The sequence below is a fragment of the Pseudomonas sp. Tri1 genome, assembly GCF_017968885.1.
In the GTDB taxonomy this organism is placed as follows: Bacteria; Pseudomonadota; Gammaproteobacteria; order Pseudomonadales; family Pseudomonadaceae; genus Aquipseudomonas.
The window spans coordinates 3,467,675-3,485,207 of sequence record NZ_CP072913.1; the positions used below are offsets into that span (position 1 = coordinate 3,467,675).

The 17,533-nt window shown below is 57.2% G+C and carries 15 protein-coding genes; 3 read left to right on the plus strand and 12 right to left on the minus strand.

From position 1 onward, the window contains the following. Positions 1-17: 17 nt before the first annotated feature. A complete protein-coding gene (locus J9870_RS14705) occupies positions 18-1,052 on the minus strand; it encodes a histone deacetylase family protein (RefSeq protein WP_210638746.1) in 1,035 nt (344 codons plus the stop codon). A gap of 119 nt (positions 1,053-1,171) precedes the next feature. On the opposite strand from J9870_RS14705, the gene J9870_RS14710 reads away from it, so the two are divergent. Beyond that, the gene (locus J9870_RS14710) at positions 1,172-1,672 is read left to right on the plus strand and encodes an Lrp/AsnC family transcriptional regulator (RefSeq protein ID WP_210638747.1); all 501 of its coding nucleotides are present in this window, start codon (positions 1,172-1,174) and stop codon (positions 1,670-1,672) included. Positions 1,673-1,751: 79 nt separating this feature from the next. Here the strand turns inward: J9870_RS14710 and J9870_RS14715 are convergent, their stop codons facing one another. Next, positions 1,752-2,516 (minus strand): hypothetical protein, encoded by a 765-nt coding sequence (locus J9870_RS14715; RefSeq protein WP_210638748.1) that lies wholly within the window; start codon positions 2,514-2,516, stop codon positions 1,752-1,754. Between the two features lie 839 nt (positions 2,517-3,355). Between J9870_RS14715 and J9870_RS14720 the strand changes: the two genes are divergently transcribed. Next, the gene (locus J9870_RS14720; protein ID WP_210638749.1) at positions 3,356-4,903 is read left to right on the plus strand and encodes a TerC family protein; all 1,548 of its coding nucleotides are present in this window, start codon (positions 3,356-3,358) and stop codon (positions 4,901-4,903) included. A gap of 118 nt (positions 4,904-5,021) precedes the next feature. Here J9870_RS14720 and J9870_RS14725 read toward each other — a convergent pair whose 3' ends face one another. From J9870_RS14725 to J9870_RS14760, 8 genes are all read right to left on the minus strand, one after another. Beyond that, on the minus strand, positions 5,022-5,990 hold the full coding sequence (locus J9870_RS14725; RefSeq protein WP_210638750.1) for an oligopeptide/dipeptide ABC transporter ATP-binding protein: 969 nt from the start codon (positions 5,988-5,990) through the stop codon (positions 5,022-5,024). Further along, positions 5,990-6,979, minus strand: a complete 990-nt coding sequence (locus J9870_RS14730; protein ID WP_210638751.1) for an ABC transporter ATP-binding protein — start codon at positions 6,977-6,979, stop codon at positions 5,990-5,992. Before J9870_RS14730 ends, J9870_RS14725 begins: the two co-directional genes overlap by 1 nt. A 2-nt stretch (positions 6,980-6,981) precedes the next feature. After that, on the minus strand, positions 6,982-7,863 hold the full coding sequence (ddpC, locus tag J9870_RS14735; RefSeq protein ID WP_210638752.1) for a D,D-dipeptide ABC transporter permease: 882 nt from the start codon (positions 7,861-7,863) through the stop codon (positions 6,982-6,984). Between the two features lies 1 nt (position 7,864). Then, positions 7,865-8,881 carry an ABC transporter permease gene (locus tag J9870_RS14740; protein ID WP_210638753.1) on the minus strand — a complete coding sequence of 339 codons (1,017 nt, stop codon included), beginning with the start codon at positions 8,879-8,881 and terminating at the stop codon, positions 7,865-7,867. Positions 8,882-8,957: 76 nt separating this feature from the next. Beyond that, complete coding sequence (locus J9870_RS14745) at positions 8,958-10,538, minus strand: ABC transporter substrate-binding protein (RefSeq protein ID WP_210638754.1); 1,581 nt, start codon at positions 10,536-10,538, stop codon at positions 8,958-8,960. A gap of 163 nt (positions 10,539-10,701) precedes the next feature. Next, positions 10,702-11,241, minus strand: coding sequence for a D-alanyl-D-alanine dipeptidase (ddpX, locus tag J9870_RS14750; protein WP_210638755.1), 540 nt, complete (start codon positions 11,239-11,241; stop codon positions 10,702-10,704). A gap of 38 nt (positions 11,242-11,279) precedes the next feature. Beyond that, positions 11,280-12,134, minus strand: a complete 855-nt coding sequence (locus J9870_RS14755; RefSeq protein WP_210638756.1) for a MurR/RpiR family transcriptional regulator — start codon at positions 12,132-12,134, stop codon at positions 11,280-11,282. A gap of 236 nt (positions 12,135-12,370) precedes the next feature. Next, positions 12,371-13,750, minus strand: a complete 1,380-nt coding sequence (locus J9870_RS14760; protein ID WP_210638757.1) for a hypothetical protein — start codon at positions 13,748-13,750, stop codon at positions 12,371-12,373. A 214-nt stretch (positions 13,751-13,964) separates the two neighbouring features. Here J9870_RS14760 and J9870_RS14765 point away from each other — a divergent pair, with 214 nt between their 5' ends. Next, positions 13,965-14,594 (plus strand): LysE family translocator, encoded by a 630-nt coding sequence (locus J9870_RS14765; RefSeq protein WP_210638758.1) that lies wholly within the window; start codon positions 13,965-13,967, stop codon positions 14,592-14,594. A 49-nt stretch (positions 14,595-14,643) separates the two neighbouring features. Here the strand turns inward: J9870_RS14765 and J9870_RS14770 are convergent, their stop codons facing one another. Both J9870_RS14770 and J9870_RS14775 read right to left on the minus strand, forming a co-directional pair. Continuing rightward, positions 14,644-15,885: an OprD family porin gene (locus J9870_RS14770; RefSeq protein ID WP_246883007.1), complete on the minus strand. Its 1,242-nt coding sequence runs from the start codon at positions 15,883-15,885 to the stop codon at positions 14,644-14,646. Positions 15,886-16,008: 123 nt separating this feature from the next. Next, positions 16,009-17,292: an MFS transporter gene (locus J9870_RS14775; protein WP_210645281.1), complete on the minus strand. Its 1,284-nt coding sequence runs from the start codon at positions 17,290-17,292 to the stop codon at positions 16,009-16,011. Positions 17,293-17,533: the final 241 nt, after the last annotated feature.

Genomic DNA, 17,533 nt, shown 5'->3' on the forward strand with positions numbered 1-17,533 from the left:
GCGGGGCAGGGGACGACTCAGGGGCGTTTGCTCTCGAAGCCATGCAGCACATTGACTGCATTGATTCCGATTTCATCGACCATATAGCCGCCTTCCATCACGAACAGAGTGGGGCAACCCACATCCGCTATCAGCTCGCCGATGCCGATGAAATCTTCGCTCTCCAGCAGGAAGTGGCTGATAGGGTCGTCCTTGAACGTGTCGACGCCGAGTGAAATAACCAGCACTTCAGGGGCGAATTGCTGGAGTTTCCCGCAGGCGTGGAGCAGGGCATTGCGATAGCTTTCCCAGGTCGTGTTTTTCGGCAACGGGTAGTTGAGGTTGTAACCTTCGCCGCGGCCGGCACCGACTTCGTGGCTAAAGCCTGAGTAGTACGGATAAGAAACCGCGGGTTCGCCGTGCAGCGACACGAACATGACGTCGCTGCGTTCGTAGAAGATGTTCTGGGTGCCATTACCATGATGGAAGTCGACGTCCAGTACCGCGACACGCTTCGCACCTTGAGTAATGGCCTGTTGTGCGGCAATGGCGGCGTTGTTGAGATAGCAATAGCCACCCATGTATTCGCGCGCTGCGTGATGGCCGGGCGGACGGCACAGGGCGAAGGCACTGTCATGGCCCTCATCGATCAGCGCCAGGCCGGTGAGGGCAATGTCTGCGCTGGTCTTTACGGCTTGCCATGTGGTCGCGGTAATTGGAGAACCGGCATCCATGGCGAAGAAACCGAGCTTCCCGTCGATGAACGTCGGGACTTGATCGTTGGACAAATCGCGCACTGGCCATACCAGCGGCAAGGCATCGTGGGTACGTCCGGTCGCACACCATTGTGACCATGCGCTTTCAAGAAAGCTGACATAGCGCTCGCTGTGCGCATTGACGTAACACGATCGGTCAAAGGCCCGTGGCTCGACGATCTGGCCAAGGCCTACCTGCTTGACTCGATTATGGACGGTATCGGCCCGGCTGGGTTGTTCGAAGGACGGTTTGAGCACGCCGTCTTTCAACTCGGTGCCGTGGTGCAAACGGTGGGAATCACTGAAAACTGTAAACATTCTGCGCATCCGTTAATGTGAACCAGTGCAAATATTCTGTTCTGGACTGGATGCGCTTTCTTTGCTTTATATTCGTGGCTTTCTAGATTTTTCGGACTTTTTTACTCAGGAATCCCGAAATGAAGAAAAAATCATCCAAACGCATCAGTCTCGACGAAACTGACTTGGCGATACTCACCTTGCTGCAAGATGATGCGAGCATTTCCAACGCCGAACTCAGCGAGCGCCTGTCGCTAAGCCTCACGCCTTGCTGGCGGCGGCGAAAGAGAATGGAGGAGGCGGGCGTGATCAAGGGCTATCAGGCGAACCTTGATCGACGCATGCTGGGGTTGGATATCATGGCGTTCGTGCACATCCGTTTTTCCACCCACGCCGATCACGCTCCCGACGCCTTCGAGGCGGTGATTGCGCAACTGCCCGAAGTATTGTCCTGTCACAAGATCACCGGGGATGCCGATTACGTGCTGCAAGTGTTGGCAGAGGATCTTGATAGCTACAGTGACTTTATCGAGCACGTGCTCAGGCGTCAGGTGGGTATTGCTTCCATTCAGTCGAGCCTGGCGTTGCGCGAGGTCAAGACCAGTAGCCGTATTGCGATACCCAAATCGACCAAGGAGTGAGTGGGTTAACGATTTTCCCCGCTGCACAATTCTTACACTTAGCTGCTCCGCACCTTCGAAGGAACGTTCCCGGCGAACGTCAAAGACGCCAGTCTACTCTATCAACGCTTTCGGCCGCCGGCGAGAAGGGCGTTCTAGCGGAAGAGGAGGTGCTCTCTCTAACAGGCTCCAAGGCCTGCGTCACACCAGGGCTGGCGAGCGCCTGGCGCAGTACGCTGGCGCCCGCGCCAATCAAATTCTGCACAGCACCGCTGCCTTTAACGTCTTGGGAGGCCAGTACCGCCCCGTGCTCATCAATGACAGCCAGGCCGACGTCGAAATCGAAGCGGACTCTCATATAGGCGTCCATTTTCCATTCGCGCAACGTGAGCACAAGCAACCTTTGCCCAGCAGGTGCTGCAGTGACGCCCTGGCCCACAGCAGCTGAGATACGCGCCTTGGTTAGACCTGTACGAACGGCTTGAGCGAGATCATCGGCCAGCGGCAAGCCCGACTTTGTATTCACGTTCCATGGGTTGTAGTAAAGGCCACGAATACGACCTACGAAGGTAGGTTTCTTGTCGAGCGCAAGCACGTAAGGCCTCTGATCAACCACTTGCACCAGCACCGGTGTTGCCGAGCGTAACTTAACCTCGGGGCTGGATTGGCGGTAATCGATGGTTTGGCCTATCGCGCAACCTCCCAGGGCAATCACCGCAGCGCCAAGCACTAAAGCTCTTAGAAACTGCATCGTTAAATTCCATTTTATGAGGGCGGCGATTGTAGGCTGCAACACGGTTAAAGCGATACAGGGCATGACGATGAGATCTACAGCTTGAATCGAAACGAAGCTGCGCCTGGCCATTCTGCATAGTCTTCATGGCCCAAGATGTCGATGAGCATCAGCCCAGGAAACGAGTTTGTTTGCTTGGAGTGACCCAGGCGCTAGTTGGGTTGAGGATGAAGGCCGAGTAATCCTCAAAGTCAGCGCGCATCCAATCAAGCAGGCTGCGATAGGGAGGAATGATTGGGAACGAGATGAACGGCCGCAACATTGGTGAAAGCGCGCGCTGAAATCACTGAGTGGTGAATCTACGTTTAGCAGACGTACCAGGTGCTAATCAGTCCTCAGAGCGTCAGGTGCGAAAGGGCTGATTTCAGTAAACGGGGTTTTGTGGAAATGGACATCAGAGCTGATGGGAGTCTTGAAAGTATAAACACGTCGTTTAACATAATATACATTACACGTAACATCATGTTTCCATTTCAGCCGGGTCATCCAGCAGATTTGAAGCCAGCAACACCTGGCCTCAGCAGCTCTCGGAAGTAATCTCTTTTCATGTCGAGGGCAAAATCTTGCACGGGTGCTTTATCGCCTCACGTTCAGTTTTGCTCACGGATCACCTGCCCACGACGCTGTGTGAAATCTGCAGCACTCAGCTCGGCATAAGCCCATCCGCGTCGCCCGCGCTGCGCGGGATCAATCGCCATCCTGTCAGATCCTGTAATAAATCGTCTCGTATGAAGCGTTGGAAACCGTTGTAGGATTTCTTCCCCAATTATTTCCAGGTCTGTATGAACACGCTCCAGGAACCTCCCAGTAGCTTTCCAAAGAACAGAATTCACTCCAGCGCTCCTGCGCTCTGCCTACGTTCGTTGCAGCCTTCTTCCTTCGCATTGATCGTCCGAGGGAGCGAATAACCCATGGAATGGATCGTGGACCCCACGGCCTGGTTGGGCCTGCTGACCTTGATCGTGCTGGAGCTGGTGCTCGGCATCGATAACCTTGTATTCATCGCCATCCTGGCTGACAAACTTCCGCCCGAGCAGCGCGACCGTGCTCGTATCATCGGTTTGTCCCTGGCGTTGCTGATGCGCCTTGGCCTGCTTGCCAGCATCTCCTGGATGGTGACGTTGACCAACCCGCTGTTCGAGGTCTTCGGCAAGACGTTCTCGGGCCGGGACTTGATCATGCTGTTCGGTGGTGTGTTCCTGTTGTTCAAGGCAACCATGGAATTGCATGAGCGACTCGAGGGCCACGTGGCGCAACGGTCCGGCAATGCCGCCTATGCGATGTTCTGGCCGATCGTTGCGCAGATTGTGGTGCTGGACGCGGTCTTTTCCCTGGATGCGGTGATCACGGCCGTGGGTATGGTGGAGCATCTGTCGGTCATGATGATCGCGGTGATGTTCTCTATCGGCTTGATGATGATCGCGAGCAAGCCGCTGACAAAATTCGTCAATGGCCACCCTACTGTCATCATGCTGTGCCTGGGCTTTTTGATGATGATCGGCTTCAGTCTCACGGCTGAGGGCCTGGGTTTCCACATTCCGAAAGGTTACTTGTACGCCGCGATTGGTTTCTCGATCCTGATTGAATTGTTCAACCAGCTGGCGCGCTCCCGTCGCAAGAAAAGCCTGCAAGGTCTTCGGCCGATGCGCGAGCGTACCGCCCATGCGGTGTTGCGCCTGCTGGGCGGTCAAAAGCTGGGGGCCGATGAGGTCGGTGAGGAAATCGCCGACCTGCTGGAAGGCGACGAGCCGGAGCAGGTTTTCCATCGGCGCGAACGGGTCATGATCAGTGGTGTGCTGCAATTGGCCGAGCGCCCGATTCGCAGCGTGATGACGCCTCGTGCACAAATCGACCACCTCGACTTGGCAGATTCGGCTCAAGAACTCCGTACGGCGCTGATGCATTCTTCGTACTCACGCTTGCCATTGATCCGGGAAGGACGCGTGGATGAGCCGCTAGGCTTTGTCCATAAGAAAGAATTGCTCAAGGAAATACTGGCGGGCAATCAGCCGAATCTGGAAGTCATGGCGCGCAAAGCCATCAACCTGCTCGACAGTTTCACGATCCTCAATGCACTGGAGCAGATGCGTAAGGAGTTGACCCACATCGCGTTCGTGGTGAACGAGTTCGGTGACTTCGTCGGCCTTCTCACTATGACCGACATCCTGCAATCCATTGCCGGTGAGCTGCCGGATGCCAGTGAAATCGAAGGACCGAATATTGTCGCCCAGGATGGAGGTTTCCTCGTCAGCGGTGCCCTGAATCTCAGTCAGGTCCGCGAACACACCGGGTTCCAGGCGAAAGCGACGGAAGATTACCAGACGCTTGCTGGGTTAGTGATGAGCCTGCTGGATCGCTTGCCGATGATTGGAGACATGCACAGTTGGCAAGGATGGAGCATGACCGTGATGGAGGTCGAAGAGCGTCGGGTGACCAGGGTGCTGTTGCGTAAGGAATAAGCACAGAATGAGGCCGCATTTGCGGCCTTGTTCATTTTCACCTTGCCTGCCCCAACGCTTACTCAGTCTTTTGGCTCTTTCCGTTTCTAAGGTGGGGAGGATTGGCGAAACCAGTGACTCAATCCTGTAAATGACATCGCACACACTGCTGCTCATCGCCCAACAAGGCCTGCGGCTTCTCGCAGCCAACGGTGCATAGATTGCAGCGTTCGCGGAAGAAGCAGCCACTGGGTAGTCGACGGTTCCCCGGTAATTCGGTAGGTGCCGCAACTTGCTCGTCGTGGAGTGGCACGCCCAGTCGTGGTACCGCTTCGAGCAATAAGCGAGTATAGGGATGACGTGGCTCATCAAGCACTTGAGCAGCGCTGCCCAGTTCAACGATTTGCCCCAAGTACATGACCGCTACCCGATTAGCCATATGACGCACCACTGATACGTTGTGAGAAATCAGGATGTACGTCAGATTGCGGGCACTTTGCAGCTCTGCCAGCAAGTTGAGAATCTGCGCCTGAACCGAGATATCCAGCGCCGATGTGGGTTCGTCCAGGACAATGATATCCGGGTCTGACGAAAGGGCCCGGGCAATGGCGATGCGCTGACGCTGGCCCCCGGAAAACTGGTGCGCGAAGCGGTCCAGATATTCCGGGCGGATGCCGACTTGGGCCGCGACCCTGGCGGCCACATCGCGCATCTGCGCATGGTTGGCATGGCCTCGGGCGTATAACGGTTCGGTAATGATTTTCCAGATAGGCAGGCGCGGATCAAGCGAAGACTGTGGATCCTGGAAAACAATCTGAACGTTGCTACTGCCCTCGCCGCTGCGATTGGCCCAGTTCAGTCCACCGCTGCTGGGCGGCACCAGGCCCATCAGCAATTGAGCCAAGGTGCTCTTACCGCAACCTGACTCGCCGACAATACCCAGGGTCTCCCCTGCCCGCACCTGAAGATCAATACCGTTCAGGGCGTGGGCATAACCGCGCGGCCGTCCCAACCAGTCATTACTCACGGGGAAGCGCACGTGAACATCGTTCAGCTGAAGAATCGTGGGTGCCATTTGGGTGATGGGTTGAAAGACTGCACTGTTCATCACGAAAGCTCCTTGACCGGTAACCAGCACGCGCTTTTACGTTGGTCATTACCGTTGATAGTGTTGAGATTCGGACGTTTGGCACACACCGGCATAGCGTACGTACAACGCTCCTGGAAAGTGCAACCTACAGGCAAAGAAGCCAGGTTCGGCACCTGACCGGGAATGGTCAGTAGCGGCTGGCCTGGCTCGACCATTTCCGGCAGACCACTGAGCAACCCTTGCGTATAGGGATGCTGCGGATTCCCCATGACGTCAGCCGTGCGCCCTTGCTCGACCACAGCCCCTGTGTACATGACGTAAACCCGGTCGCAGAACTGCGAAACCAACGCCATGTCATGAGTGATGAGCAAGATAGCCGTGCCCCGCTGCCTGGCTTTTTCTCGTAACAGCAACAACACCTGGCGTTGCACGGTCACGTCGAGGGCCGTTGTCGGCTCGTCGGCGATCAGCAATTGAGGTTCGCAGGAGAACGCCAGGGCGATCATCACCCGCTGACGCATGCCGCCAGACAGTTCGAAAGGATAGCTCTCCAATACTTGTTCCGGGCTGGCTATGTGCATGTCGCGCAACAGTGCGATCGCCTTGAGACGGGCTTGGGCGGCGCTGATCTTCTGGTGATGAATGATCACATCGAGCATTTGCCTACCGATACGCCGCGTCGGGTTCAAGGCAGTCATCGGCTCCTGGAAAATCATCGCGGCATCGCGTCCACGAATCGTCAGTAACTCCTTTTCAGGCGCTGCCAGCATGTCGCGACCGAGCATGCTCAGGCTGCCGGCCGTGATGCGATAGCTGCGCTCGGGCAACAATCGCATACTGAGCATGGCCGTGACCGACTTGCCCGATCCGGACTCGCCGACGATACCGACGATTTCGCCGGGATTGACGTGTAGCGACACGCCATTCAGGGCTTTGACGTTGTTTTTGTAAGCCGGGAACTCCAGGCTCAGGTTGTCGATGGACAATACTGGACTCGACGCATGCATGGTCATTTCCCCTGTTGCCGTGGGTCGAGCAGATCGCGTACGCCATCGCCCAGCAAGTTGAACCCGGTGGCCGTGATCAGAATCGCCAGCCCTGGAAAGGTCGAATACCACCAGTTATCGAGAATGTAGTTGCGCCCGGTGGCGACCATCGCCCCCCACTCCGCCGTAGGCTGCTGCGCTCCCAGGCCGATGAAGCCCAGAGCCGAAGCCATGAGGATCGCGCTGCCGATATCCAGGCTCAGTTGCACCAGCAATGGCGGCATTGCATTACGCGCCACGTGCCAGTGCACGACGTGCCAGCGCCCTGCCCCGAAGGTTTGGGCGGCCTTGACATAACCCATTTCGCGGATGCTCAAGGCTTGGCCACGGGCTAGCCGGACATAGGAAGGAATTCGCACAAGCGTAATCGCCAGCATCGCGTTGAACAGGCTCGCGCCCAACGCAGCTGCCAAGGCCATGATCAGTACCAGCGATGGCACCGACAGCATGATGTCCATCAGACGCATGATCAACGTATCGAAACGACCACCGATGACCCCGGAAAAGCACCCCAGCAAGCCGCCAATAAAGCAGGATGCAAAAGCCACGAACAGACCGACACCCACCGACTGCTGGCTACCGAAGAGCACGCGGCTGAACAAGTCGCGGCCGACTTCGTCGGTGCCGAACCAATGGGTGCTGGATGGCGGTGCCAGGCGCTCGGCCAAGTTCAGTGCGTTAGGGTCGTGACTGGCGAGCCAAGGGGCGAAGATCATGCACAGCAAGACGATAAAAGTGATCGCCAGCCCCGCCATGGTAAGAGGGCTGCGGCGGATGCGGAAGGTCAGATAGGCGAGTTTTTCGTTCCAGCGCGGGCGGCGCGTGGCTATCAGGGTCGCGGACATTTCAACTTACCTCGCCGATGCGTGGGTCGATCACGCGGTAAACGATATCGATGGCCATGTTCAGCAGTACATAAATGAACGAAACCAGAATGGCGAAGCCCATCACCGCCGGGAAATCCAACGACTGGATCGACTTGACGACATATGCGCCCATACCGGGCCAGGCAAATACCGTTTCGGTCAGCACTGCGCCATACAGCAAATCCCCAAGGGTCAGTCCGAGTACCGTCACCGAAGGAATGAGCGCGTTAGGGAGTGCATGGCGCAGGATCACAGTCCATCGGGACAAGCCGTAGGCGCGGGCGGTGCGGATATAGTCTTCGCCGAGTTGATCGAGCATGGCTGAACGAATCTGTCGTGCGACGACCCCCAAGGTCACGAACCCCAGGGTTGCCGCCGGGAGAATCAGATGCTCCACGGCATCGAGAAACAGCTTGCCATTACCGGCAAGCAGCGAGTCGAGCAGATAGAAACCGCTGATTGTCGGCGGCGGAGCAAGCCCTTCGGACAGCCGCCCTCCTCCCGGCAACCAACCCAGATGACCGTAGAACAGAACGATTGCGCCCAGGCCTAGCCAAAAGGCCGGCGTTGAAATGCCGGTGACTGCAAGGGTACGGGCGATCTGGTCAATCGCCCGATTATGGTAAACCGCTGATAGCACGCCAAGCGGCACACCGGCCAGGATCGCAAGCACCAGCGCTACCAGTGCCAGTTCCAGCGTCGCCGGGAAGAACGTCTGCAAATCCTCCAGAACCGGGCGGCTGGTGCGTATCGAGGTTCCCAGGTCTCCCTGCACCAGGTCCATCAAGTAACGACCGTATTGTTGATACAGCGGCAGATCCAATCCCAATTGATGACGTATGCCGGCCACCAACGCATCACTGGCACGGTCGCCAGCGATCAATCGGGCAGGATCACCCGGGATCAGATGCGAAATTGCAAAGGTAATCAGCGAAACGCCGAACACGACCAGCAACAGGCCGAGCAGGCGCTTGCGCAACAAAGTCAGGAAGGCCATTTTGGCACCTCAGTCACACCAGCGACGATAATCAGAAGCCGCGCCAGCCACGAATGGCCAGCGCGAAGGAGCCGGTTTATTTGCTCATGCTGCCCAGGTTGAACACCTGTTCGAGCATCGGGTTGAACACGTAGCCCTTGACCGAGTCACGCATCGGCAGGGTGTAGCTCTTCTGATAGAGGTAGGCGTAGACGCTGTCCTTGAGCACCATTTTCTGCGCGCTCTGGTACAGCTCGACGCGCTTCGCGGTGTCGCTATCAGCGGCCGCTTCTCGGATCAACTGGTCGACCTGCGGGTTGCTGTAGAACGAACGGTTGCCTTGCAGGCCCTGCATCTTGGAATCGAACCAGAAGTTCATGAACATGTAGGGATCCGCAAAGTCCGGGCTCCAGGAGCCCACCGCGATGTCGTAGTCCGCCTGGCCAACGCGCTCACGCAGGGTGGCGTTGGCGAGCTTTTCCAGCTTGAGGTTGATACCCAGCGGCGCCAATGCTGCTTGCAGGGTCAAGCCGATCGGTTCCCAGTTAGGATCCTTGTCCGAGTACATGTAGCTGAGGTTGGTGATTTTCTGCGGTGTTTTGGCGAGGCTGGCCTTGGCGGCTGCCATGTCTTGCTTCATCGGCGGCAACGAACTGTCATAAGCCCACATGCCGTCAGGGATCGGTCCGTTCATGAGCTTGGCCTTGTCCCTGAGAATGCCTTTGACGATGCCGTTGTAGTCCACCGCTTCGGTGATCGCACGACGAGCTTCGACGCTGGTCAGTGGACCCTTTTTGTTGTTCAGGTAGAGATAAGTGACCCGTAGCGACGGGAACTCCTTCACCGCGACGCCCGGCTTGCTGGCCAGAACGCCGAGCTGGTCTTCGGGCATGTCCTCGATGATGTCCAGGTCGCCCCTCTCCAACTGCAGGCGACGCACGGAGGGCTCACCGATGATCTTGATCACCACGGTTTTAAGCGCAGGTTTGGGACCGGCGAAGTAGGTGTTCGGCTCCATGGTCAACGACTGGCCTTTTTGCCAGTTGCTCAAGCGGAAGGGACCGGAGCCAGCGGTGTGGCTCGACAGCCAGGCATTGACGTCCGCGCTTTTATTGACCACATCGGGGTTGATGATCGAAGCACCATTGTGGGCCAGGGTAAACAGGAACGGCGCGAAAGGCGTCTTCAGGGTGAACCGAATGGTTTGCGGGTCGACAACCGCGACCACCATGTCCTCCGGAAATGCACCGGAAGGTCCTTGCTTGAGGGTCATCAGGCGATCAAAGGAAAACTTAACCGCGGCAGCATCTACTGGGGCGCCGTCATCAAATTTGTTGCCGGGTTTGAGCTTGAATTCCCAGACCAGATTGTCCGCCGAAACGGTCCAGCTCTCGGCCAGGTCGCCCTGAACTTCAGTACTGCTTTTATCGCCTTCGACCTTGTAGCCGACCAGCCGTTGGTACGACGGGTAGGTGATGGTCCAGTCGTTGTTATCAAAGGTCACGGCTGGGTCGAGGGTCTGGGGATCAGCGGGTTTGCCGATGACCAGGGTGTCTTGCGGTACAGCCGCTGTCGCGGCCTGCCAGGCACCGAGGCTCAGTGCGCTGCACAAAACACTCAGCAATAGCTTGCCAGCGCCGGGAAAGGTTTTGCTGGTCACGGTGTTCATTGGGTTCATGCCGGTTTCCTTGATCATTCGATAGAGGGAAGTACGTCAGGTTTTTTATAAAAGCTATAACCGGGCAGTTGCAGGTGAAACGTAAGTAACGCTGTCTTGTTATTTTGTTATCAGCCGCACTGAACGTGGGCTGCACGGCGTTGCAGGGCTATCAATCCGTGATTTAAACGACCTCCAGTAATGGGTAGTCATCAGCATTCGGAAGTTCGTAATGCCACCACTCGGTGGCAATCGCCTGGAAGCCGGCGGCGAGCATGATCCCCACCAACAGCAATCGATTGCGTTGCACGTCTACTGGCAAGTCGGGATAGAACTGGTGGGATTTTTCTTCCATTGCGTCGAATTCGGTCCCCATATTCAACGGCTCGCCATCAGCACCGACCAGGGTCAGGTCCACCGCCACGCCGCGGCTGTGGTGGGAGCCCAAATGCGGGTCACGCACGTAGTCGTTGTTGGGCAGCGCATCCCACAACAGGTACTGAGCATATGGCGGCCGATAGGCGTCATAGATGCGAAGGGTAAACCCGGCCTGACGCGCGAGCTGACTGGCCTTGTACAAACAGTCGGCAGCCTGGTGATGTAACAGGCAACGCGCATTTGGATAAATCACTCTTCCTGCCAGGTTGTCTGCACCGGCGTAGATCAAATCGATTTGCACCTGATGGCGCTGGGCATCGATCTCTACAAGGGGGCTGTTGTTCACGCCAATACTCCAGTTGGGATTCGGTGGGACGATAAGGATCAGCCTTCGAACTGACCGAAAGCTTTTTGCAATTGACGGTTCTTGGCCAAGCGCTCATCGAGCCGATCGCCGTATTTTTCAGCGACGGCTGAGACGATGAGATTTAACAGGCAGGCTAATGGCGCGGGGGAATCCCAGAACTGTCCGACATCGGTTTTCAGCTGCAAGAGGTCAAGTGGGTAGTCTCTGGCCCACGGGCATTGCAGGTCGGTGATCAGTGCTAATGGGAGGTTGTTGTCTATTGCCGCGTCGCAGAAGGTCTGAGTGATGCTGGAATAAGCACGGAAATCCGCAATGATTGCGTAGGGATTGGCGAAGCCGGAATTCAGGGTTTCTGCGTAAATGCCTGATAGACCATCGACGTAGTAGACCTTGGGCCGAATATACTCAAGGTGACTATGGAACGCAGTGAGAATCCCTCGAGTGGACTGAATGCCGAGAATGAACACTGCATCGGCTTCGTAGATGCGTTGCACGATATCGGCGAATGCGTCGCTGCGCGCTATGCCGTAGACGTACCGAATGGCCTCGATCTCGCGATTCAGGGATCGATCAAGCGCATCTTGCTGATTGCTTTCGGCACGAAAGGCGCCAATGCGATCGGTGATAAGCCACGACGCTGGCGTTTCAACGCGCAGGCTCTGTTTGACTTCATCGATATTCTGGTAACCAAGGGACCGAAAAAAGCGCCCTACAGAAATACCAGTGGTGGAGGTCTGCTGCGCGATGCTATCAGCAGACTCGAACGGAAGCTGTTCCGGGTTACCCAACAGATAGCTGGCAATCCGTTTGCCAGTCGGGGTGAGGTTGGAGAACTCTCGCTCCAGCAGCTGCAGGAAGCTGTTCTTTTCCATGGGTCTTCAGAATTCCCGGACGCGAAATGTTATTTGACTGTCATCATTTTTTACCATGTTATGACAATAACATTCCACTTCAAGGCAAAACAATCCCTATTTCAGCAGGCGTCCTGCGATGATCCGCAGGAGCACCTGACCGTGAGGGGCTGCGCTCCCCCGAATTTAGTGACTAGTTAACGACCCAGAAACCGTGTGCCCTTGCGACTCACTACGCCTGGCGACTAATGTCTTGCTCAACGTTGCTTCAGGTACATCCCGGTCAACATGTCCTGGGAGTCCGGTGCAGCGTTGTAATTGATGACCGCAAAATTCTTCACCAGCTGTATGTGATACGGGCCATTTTTCTCGGAAGCTTGCGGCTCACGCACAACGATCAGGTTTTCAGTTTCCATCGGCACGACTTGATGCTCGGTCACGATGCCTTTCAAGGTCACGGTAAACTCCGCGACTTCTTTCCCATTGGCATCCCGATCAGGCAGGATCTTCAAGTCCAAGTCGCCGTCGCGACCCAGAGAATCCTGGCGCATCTGGTAATGGCCGCTGCGCTGGTCGCGGTCGACGCCATCGAGTTTGTCGTAATCCGGTTCATGCTCTTCATCGTGCAGCACTACCGCCAGCTTGTGCTCGTCGCTCTTGGTGCCGCTGATCCACGTACCGGTGACGTTGTAGGGTTCGACTTTTTCCCGGGTGATCCGCCAGGTGCCCGTTTGACGTCCATCGCCAGCAAACTCGTGAAGGCTGATCCAGTCGTCATCGTCTTCCCGAGCTCCCAGTAACTTGATCGGCTCACCTTTGCCAGCCTTGGTGTGGCGCACTTCGCCGATGATGATCGCGCCCTGCTCCTGGTACCAGATCTCTACCGGAATCTTTGCATTGAGAGTACCCGCGAGCATGACGAGGTCTTCTGTGGCCGGGCCTTCCAAGTTCGATTGTTCGTGCCACTGGCCGTCTTTCCATTCGCCGATGGTGTGCAGTGTGTAGCCACTGGGCATGCTGGTGTTTTCACCAGGCTCGGTCGGCTGGATTTGCTCCTCGGTGTCAGAGTGAAGCAGGACCAACTCGTCGCCGCGCATTTTCCATTGAGTGGCGCGGGTCCAGCAGCAGTCACGCTCGGTTTGCGATAGCAGAACGCTGTCCAGCGGGCTGACGGAGAACATGCCTTTGCTGTCCTCCTTCGCCAGGTTCGTCAGGGCAGGATTGAGGACCCATTGGGTTTTCTGCGGGTCTTGCAAGTAGATGTCGAACGTCGGTTTGTAGCTCGCGTCGGGGTCGTTGCCGTTGCGAATTGCCAAGTCCTGGCGGCCATCGAAGTTGAAGTCGTCGAAGTACAGCAGGCTCTGGGGGCCGAGTAGCCAGTTATCGACCTTGCCGTTGCGATCCACTGGCACATTACCGGCCGGGGTCTGCAATTGCTGCAGGGTTTGGTGTGTGCTGTTGTCGCGCACGGTGATGAACGCTTGCGCCAATTGATGCGGATCTTCTGGTGGCTCCGGAATCAGGACTTCAACCAGGTATTGGCCGCTGCGGTCATTGACCGCAAACGAGCGTGGTTCGGCCACGACCGGGCCCGCCAGGGCCATGGAGAGCAGCACACCACTGACGAGCGAACGCATTCAACGCTTCCTGGCTGTAATTCGGGGCCGCAGTTTAACGGCAAGCGCCGGCCTATCGCGATAGCGTCAGGTCGTCCAGCAGGCTCGGCAGTCCGATTCTGTGACGAAGTCGTCTGAGAGAAAACGACTGTTGCTATCAGATAGGCACTGACTGTAGCTAACGCCGCCTGAGCGGTTCACTTACCGTCATGGCTCTACCTACGGAGTGATGCCCATGCCGGACTCAGCCAACCTCTATCTGTTTGTGATCGCCGCCATGCTTTTGTTGATCGTTCCGGGTCCCAACATGGCCTTTGTAACCAGCCATGGGCTGGCCCACGGTTGGCGTGCGGGCTTGGCGGCCGCGCTCGGTATTTCCTTCTCCGACTTACTGATGACCGTTATGGTCAGCGCAGGTATTGGTGCACTGGTGATGAGCTGGGCACCGGCATTCGAATTGCTCCGCCTGGCCGGGGCCGGCTATCTGCTTTGGCTCGCCTGGCAAGCGCTGAGAACACCAACGGTGACTCAGAACACTCAGCCTCAGATGGCGTCCTTTTGGAAAATCTTCGCTCGAGGCGCTCTCAATAGCCTCTTGAACCCCAAGGCGCTCTTATTTTTCATGGTGTTCCTGCCCCAATTCGTCACCGTAACGAAAGGCAATGTCAGCTTCCAATTGGTCTTCCTTGGGGCGTTGCTTGCGTTGATTGCGCTCATCTTTCATTCCCTGCTTGGCGTCTGTGCCGGGCAACTGAAAGGAAAACTGGCCAACGGCCGGATCCAGAAACGCCTGGGGACCTACGGTTTTGCCGCAGTCATGGCAGCGCTGGCGGCACGATTGTTGTTCCTTGACCGCCCGCTTTAAGTGAACAACGTTGCACTCAGCGAGCGGCGTTGTTGCCTGCGCTAAAAACTTACCAAAGCGCAACCGTATAGCTGACGATCAACCGGTTCTCATCCAGGTCATTGCCAAAGTTCGAACGTACCGACGCATTACGCCATTTGAAACCCAGCCCCTTCAACGTGCCGTCCTGCACCACATAGGCGATATCCGTATTGCGTTCCCACTCCTTGCCTTCTCCTGGTGCCGCGCGTTGCACGTTGTCGCCTGAAATGTAGCGCGTCATGAAGGTCAGCCCCGGCACGCCTACCGCCGCGAAGTTGTAGTCGTAGCGTGCTTGCCAGGAGCGTTCGTCGATGTTGGCGAAATCGCCGATCTGCACGAAGTTGACCAGGTAGGGATCGCTGCGACTGATGTAGGGAAACGGATCGTCGCCACTCATGCGTTGGTAGCCCAGGCCCAGCGCATGGCCGCCGAGACTGTAGGTAAACAGCGCGCCAAAGGCCTGGTTGTCGATATCACGGAAGTTGCCGTCTTCGGTGCTGCGCGAATAACGTACGTCGCTCTTGAGCGACTGCCCTGCCCCCAGGTCCAGGGTGTGGACGAATCCAAGGTAGTTCTGCTGGTAGATGTTTTCCAGCTTGCCATATCGATACTGCGCCGTGAGGTTGGGCAGGAACTGATAGTCGGCACCGGCGAACTGGAACTTGTCGCTGGTTCCACCGATGCGGTTGGCAGTCATGTCCTGGTAGTCGGTGGAATCGACAAAGTTGATCTGGGTGAGTTGCCCACCAGTCAACTTCAAACGATCGATTTCCTGCACGCTCAGCAGGCCGCCCTCGAAGGTACCTGGAAGCAGACGGGTGTCGTTGGAGCTGACCACCGGGTCTTTGATTTGCAGCGTCCCCAACTTCAGGGTGCTATTGGAGAGGCGCGCTTTGGCGGTCAAGCCCAGTTCGCCGTAGCGATCCTGAGAACCACCCGACAGGTCCGGGGGTAACAGATTAGTGCCTGCGGTGCCGCCACCGGAGTCCAGCTTGAAACCGGCCATGCCCAAGGCATCCAGGCCAAACCCCACGGTCCCGGCGGTGTAGCCCGACTCTATCCGCAACAGGAAGCCCTGTGCCCACTCTTCGGCCTTGTCCCGCGCACCTTCCTGGCGGAAGTCGCGATTGAAGTAGAAGTTGCGTGCTTCCAGACTGCCTTTACTGTCGGCGATGAAGTCCGCCTGGGCGCTCGGCACACCGATCAGGCTCAAGCCGAGCAACGTACCGACCGGGGTGCAGACCCATTGGGTGGATGTGAAATGTCGCATGGTGTGCTCCTTTTGTGGACGCGAGCGAACCCTCTCGGGGGCGTTTGCGGGCGCGTCCGATGGTTGTTGTTCTAAAAGGTTGTTGGCGACGTCCGGGCCATGCAGCCCGAACGTTCTGGACGGTCAGGACTCGAGCTGTCTGCCGCGGGTTTCTGGCAGGCTCAACGCTGCCAGGATCACCACGCCATAGGCGCCGGCAGCAAAGACGCCGATGCCGATTCCGATCGGCAAAGTGTTGCTCAGCATGCCGATGAACAATGGGAACAGTGCGGCAATGGAGCGCCCGGCGTTGTAACAGAACCCCTGCCCCGACCCACGCATACGCGTTGGAAACAGCTCGGTCAGGAACGCCCCCATGCCGGCGAAAATGCCCGAGGCAAAGAAGCCCAGAGGAAAGCCCAGCCAGAGCATCCAGGTGTTATCGATGGGCAATTGGGTGTATGCCAGGACAATGGCCATGGAGCCGACAGCGAACAGGATGAAGTTCTTCTTTCGACCGATGGCGTCGGTCAGCAGCGCACTGCTCACATAGCCGATGTAGGAGCCGACGATGACCATCGCCAGATAACCACCCGTGCCGAGCACACTCAGGCCACGCTCGGTTTTCAGGTACGTCGGCAACCAAGTGGTAATTGCGTAATAGCCCCTCAGCGCACCGGTGGTCAACAACGAGGCGCGCAACGTGGTGCTGAGCATCCGCGGCGCAAAGATTTCGAAGAACGCCCAGCGCGAATCCTGCTCCGGCTTGGCCGTGCGCTCACGCACAGCGTGTTCGAAGGTGTCCGACTCCTTGACCAGCCGACGGATCACCAACACAAACAGCGCTGGCACCAGACCGATCATGAACAATGCGCGCCAGGCGTCTTCCGGCGCAAGGATGCTGAACAACCCGGCATAAAGCAGCGCCGTCACGCCCCACCCCAACGCCCACCCCGCCTGCACCATACCCACCGCTTTGCCGCGGTCCTGAGAGCGGATCACCTCCCCGATCAGCACCGCACCTGCGGTCCATTCACCGCCGAAGCCAAACCCCATCAGGGTCCGGGCCACCAGCAATTGTTCGTAGTTCTGCGCCAGCCCACACAAAAAGGTGAAGAACGCGAACCACAATACCGTCAGTTGCAGGGTTCTAACCCGGCCGATACGGTCGGACAAAATCCCGGCAATCCAGCCACCTGCAGCCGAGGCCAGCAGCGTACAGGTGCCAATCATCCCGGCATCGCCCTTGGAAATGCCCCAGGTCGCGATCAGGGTTGGAATGACAAAACTCAGCATTTGCGTATCCATGCCGTCCAGGGCATAGCCGATCTTGCAGCTCCAGAACGTACGCTTTTCATTTTTCGACAAGGGGCCATACCAACTGAACGGGCCAGTGCGGCCAGTCTCTGTCGGTACGCAGTCAGTCATGGTCTTTTCCATGGGAGGTTCCTGCGGCAGCAAGCGAAGATGACGGACACGCCTCGTTATTTTTGTGTGAAGGCGTTGTCGTTGGGGATGCGGACACAGTGGCCTGTGTCGTGGAGCGGATTCTTTGCGCCGAATCCGGACAGCGTCAAACGGGAAAAAAGCCAGATCGGGCATAAGAAAATTTGATGCGCCCGATGAGGCGATCTGGAGTAACAATTGCAACCATAAGAACCACAAGCGC

Excerpts from the sequence above, each read along its gene's own strand:
- J9870_RS14730 (WP_210638751.1), bottom strand. The coding sequence starts at position 6,979 with ATGCATGCGTCGAGTCCAGTATTGTCCATCGACAACCTGAGCCTGGAG.
- J9870_RS14770 (WP_246883007.1), bottom strand. The coding sequence starts at position 15,885 with ATGCGACATTTCACATCCACCCAATGGGTCTGCACCCCGGTCGGTACG.
- J9870_RS14760 (WP_210638757.1), bottom strand. The coding sequence starts at position 13,750 with ATGCGTTCGCTCGTCAGTGGTGTGCTGCTCTCCATGGCCCTGGCGGGC.
- J9870_RS14775 (WP_210645281.1), bottom strand. The coding sequence starts at position 17,292 with ATGACTGACTGCGTACCGACAGAGACTGGCCGCACTGGCCCGTTCAGT.
- J9870_RS14720 (WP_210638749.1), top strand. The coding sequence starts at position 3,356 with ATGGAATGGATCGTGGACCCCACGGCCTGGTTGGGCCTGCTGACCTTG.
- J9870_RS14740 (WP_210638753.1), bottom strand. The coding sequence starts at position 8,881 with ATGGCCTTCCTGACTTTGTTGCGCAAGCGCCTGCTCGGCCTGTTGCTG.
- ddpC (WP_210638752.1), bottom strand. The coding sequence starts at position 7,863 with ATGTCCGCGACCCTGATAGCCACGCGCCGCCCGCGCTGGAACGAAAAA.
- J9870_RS14715 (WP_210638748.1), bottom strand. The coding sequence starts at position 2,516 with ATGGCCAGGCGCAGCTTCGTTTCGATTCAAGCTGTAGATCTCATCGTC.
- J9870_RS14745 (WP_210638754.1), bottom strand. The coding sequence starts at position 10,538 with ATGAACCCAATGAACACCGTGACCAGCAAAACCTTTCCCGGCGCTGGC.
- J9870_RS14710 (WP_210638747.1), top strand. The coding sequence starts at position 1,172 with ATGAAGAAAAAATCATCCAAACGCATCAGTCTCGACGAAACTGACTTG.
- J9870_RS14755 (WP_210638756.1), bottom strand. The coding sequence starts at position 12,134 with ATGGAAAAGAACAGCTTCCTGCAGCTGCTGGAGCGAGAGTTCTCCAAC.
- J9870_RS14725 (WP_210638750.1), bottom strand. The coding sequence starts at position 5,990 with ATGAACAGTGCAGTCTTTCAACCCATCACCCAAATGGCACCCACGATT.
- J9870_RS14705 (WP_210638746.1), bottom strand. The coding sequence starts at position 1,052 with ATGTTTACAGTTTTCAGTGATTCCCACCGTTTGCACCACGGCACCGAG.
- J9870_RS14765 (WP_210638758.1), top strand. The coding sequence starts at position 13,965 with ATGCCGGACTCAGCCAACCTCTATCTGTTTGTGATCGCCGCCATGCTT.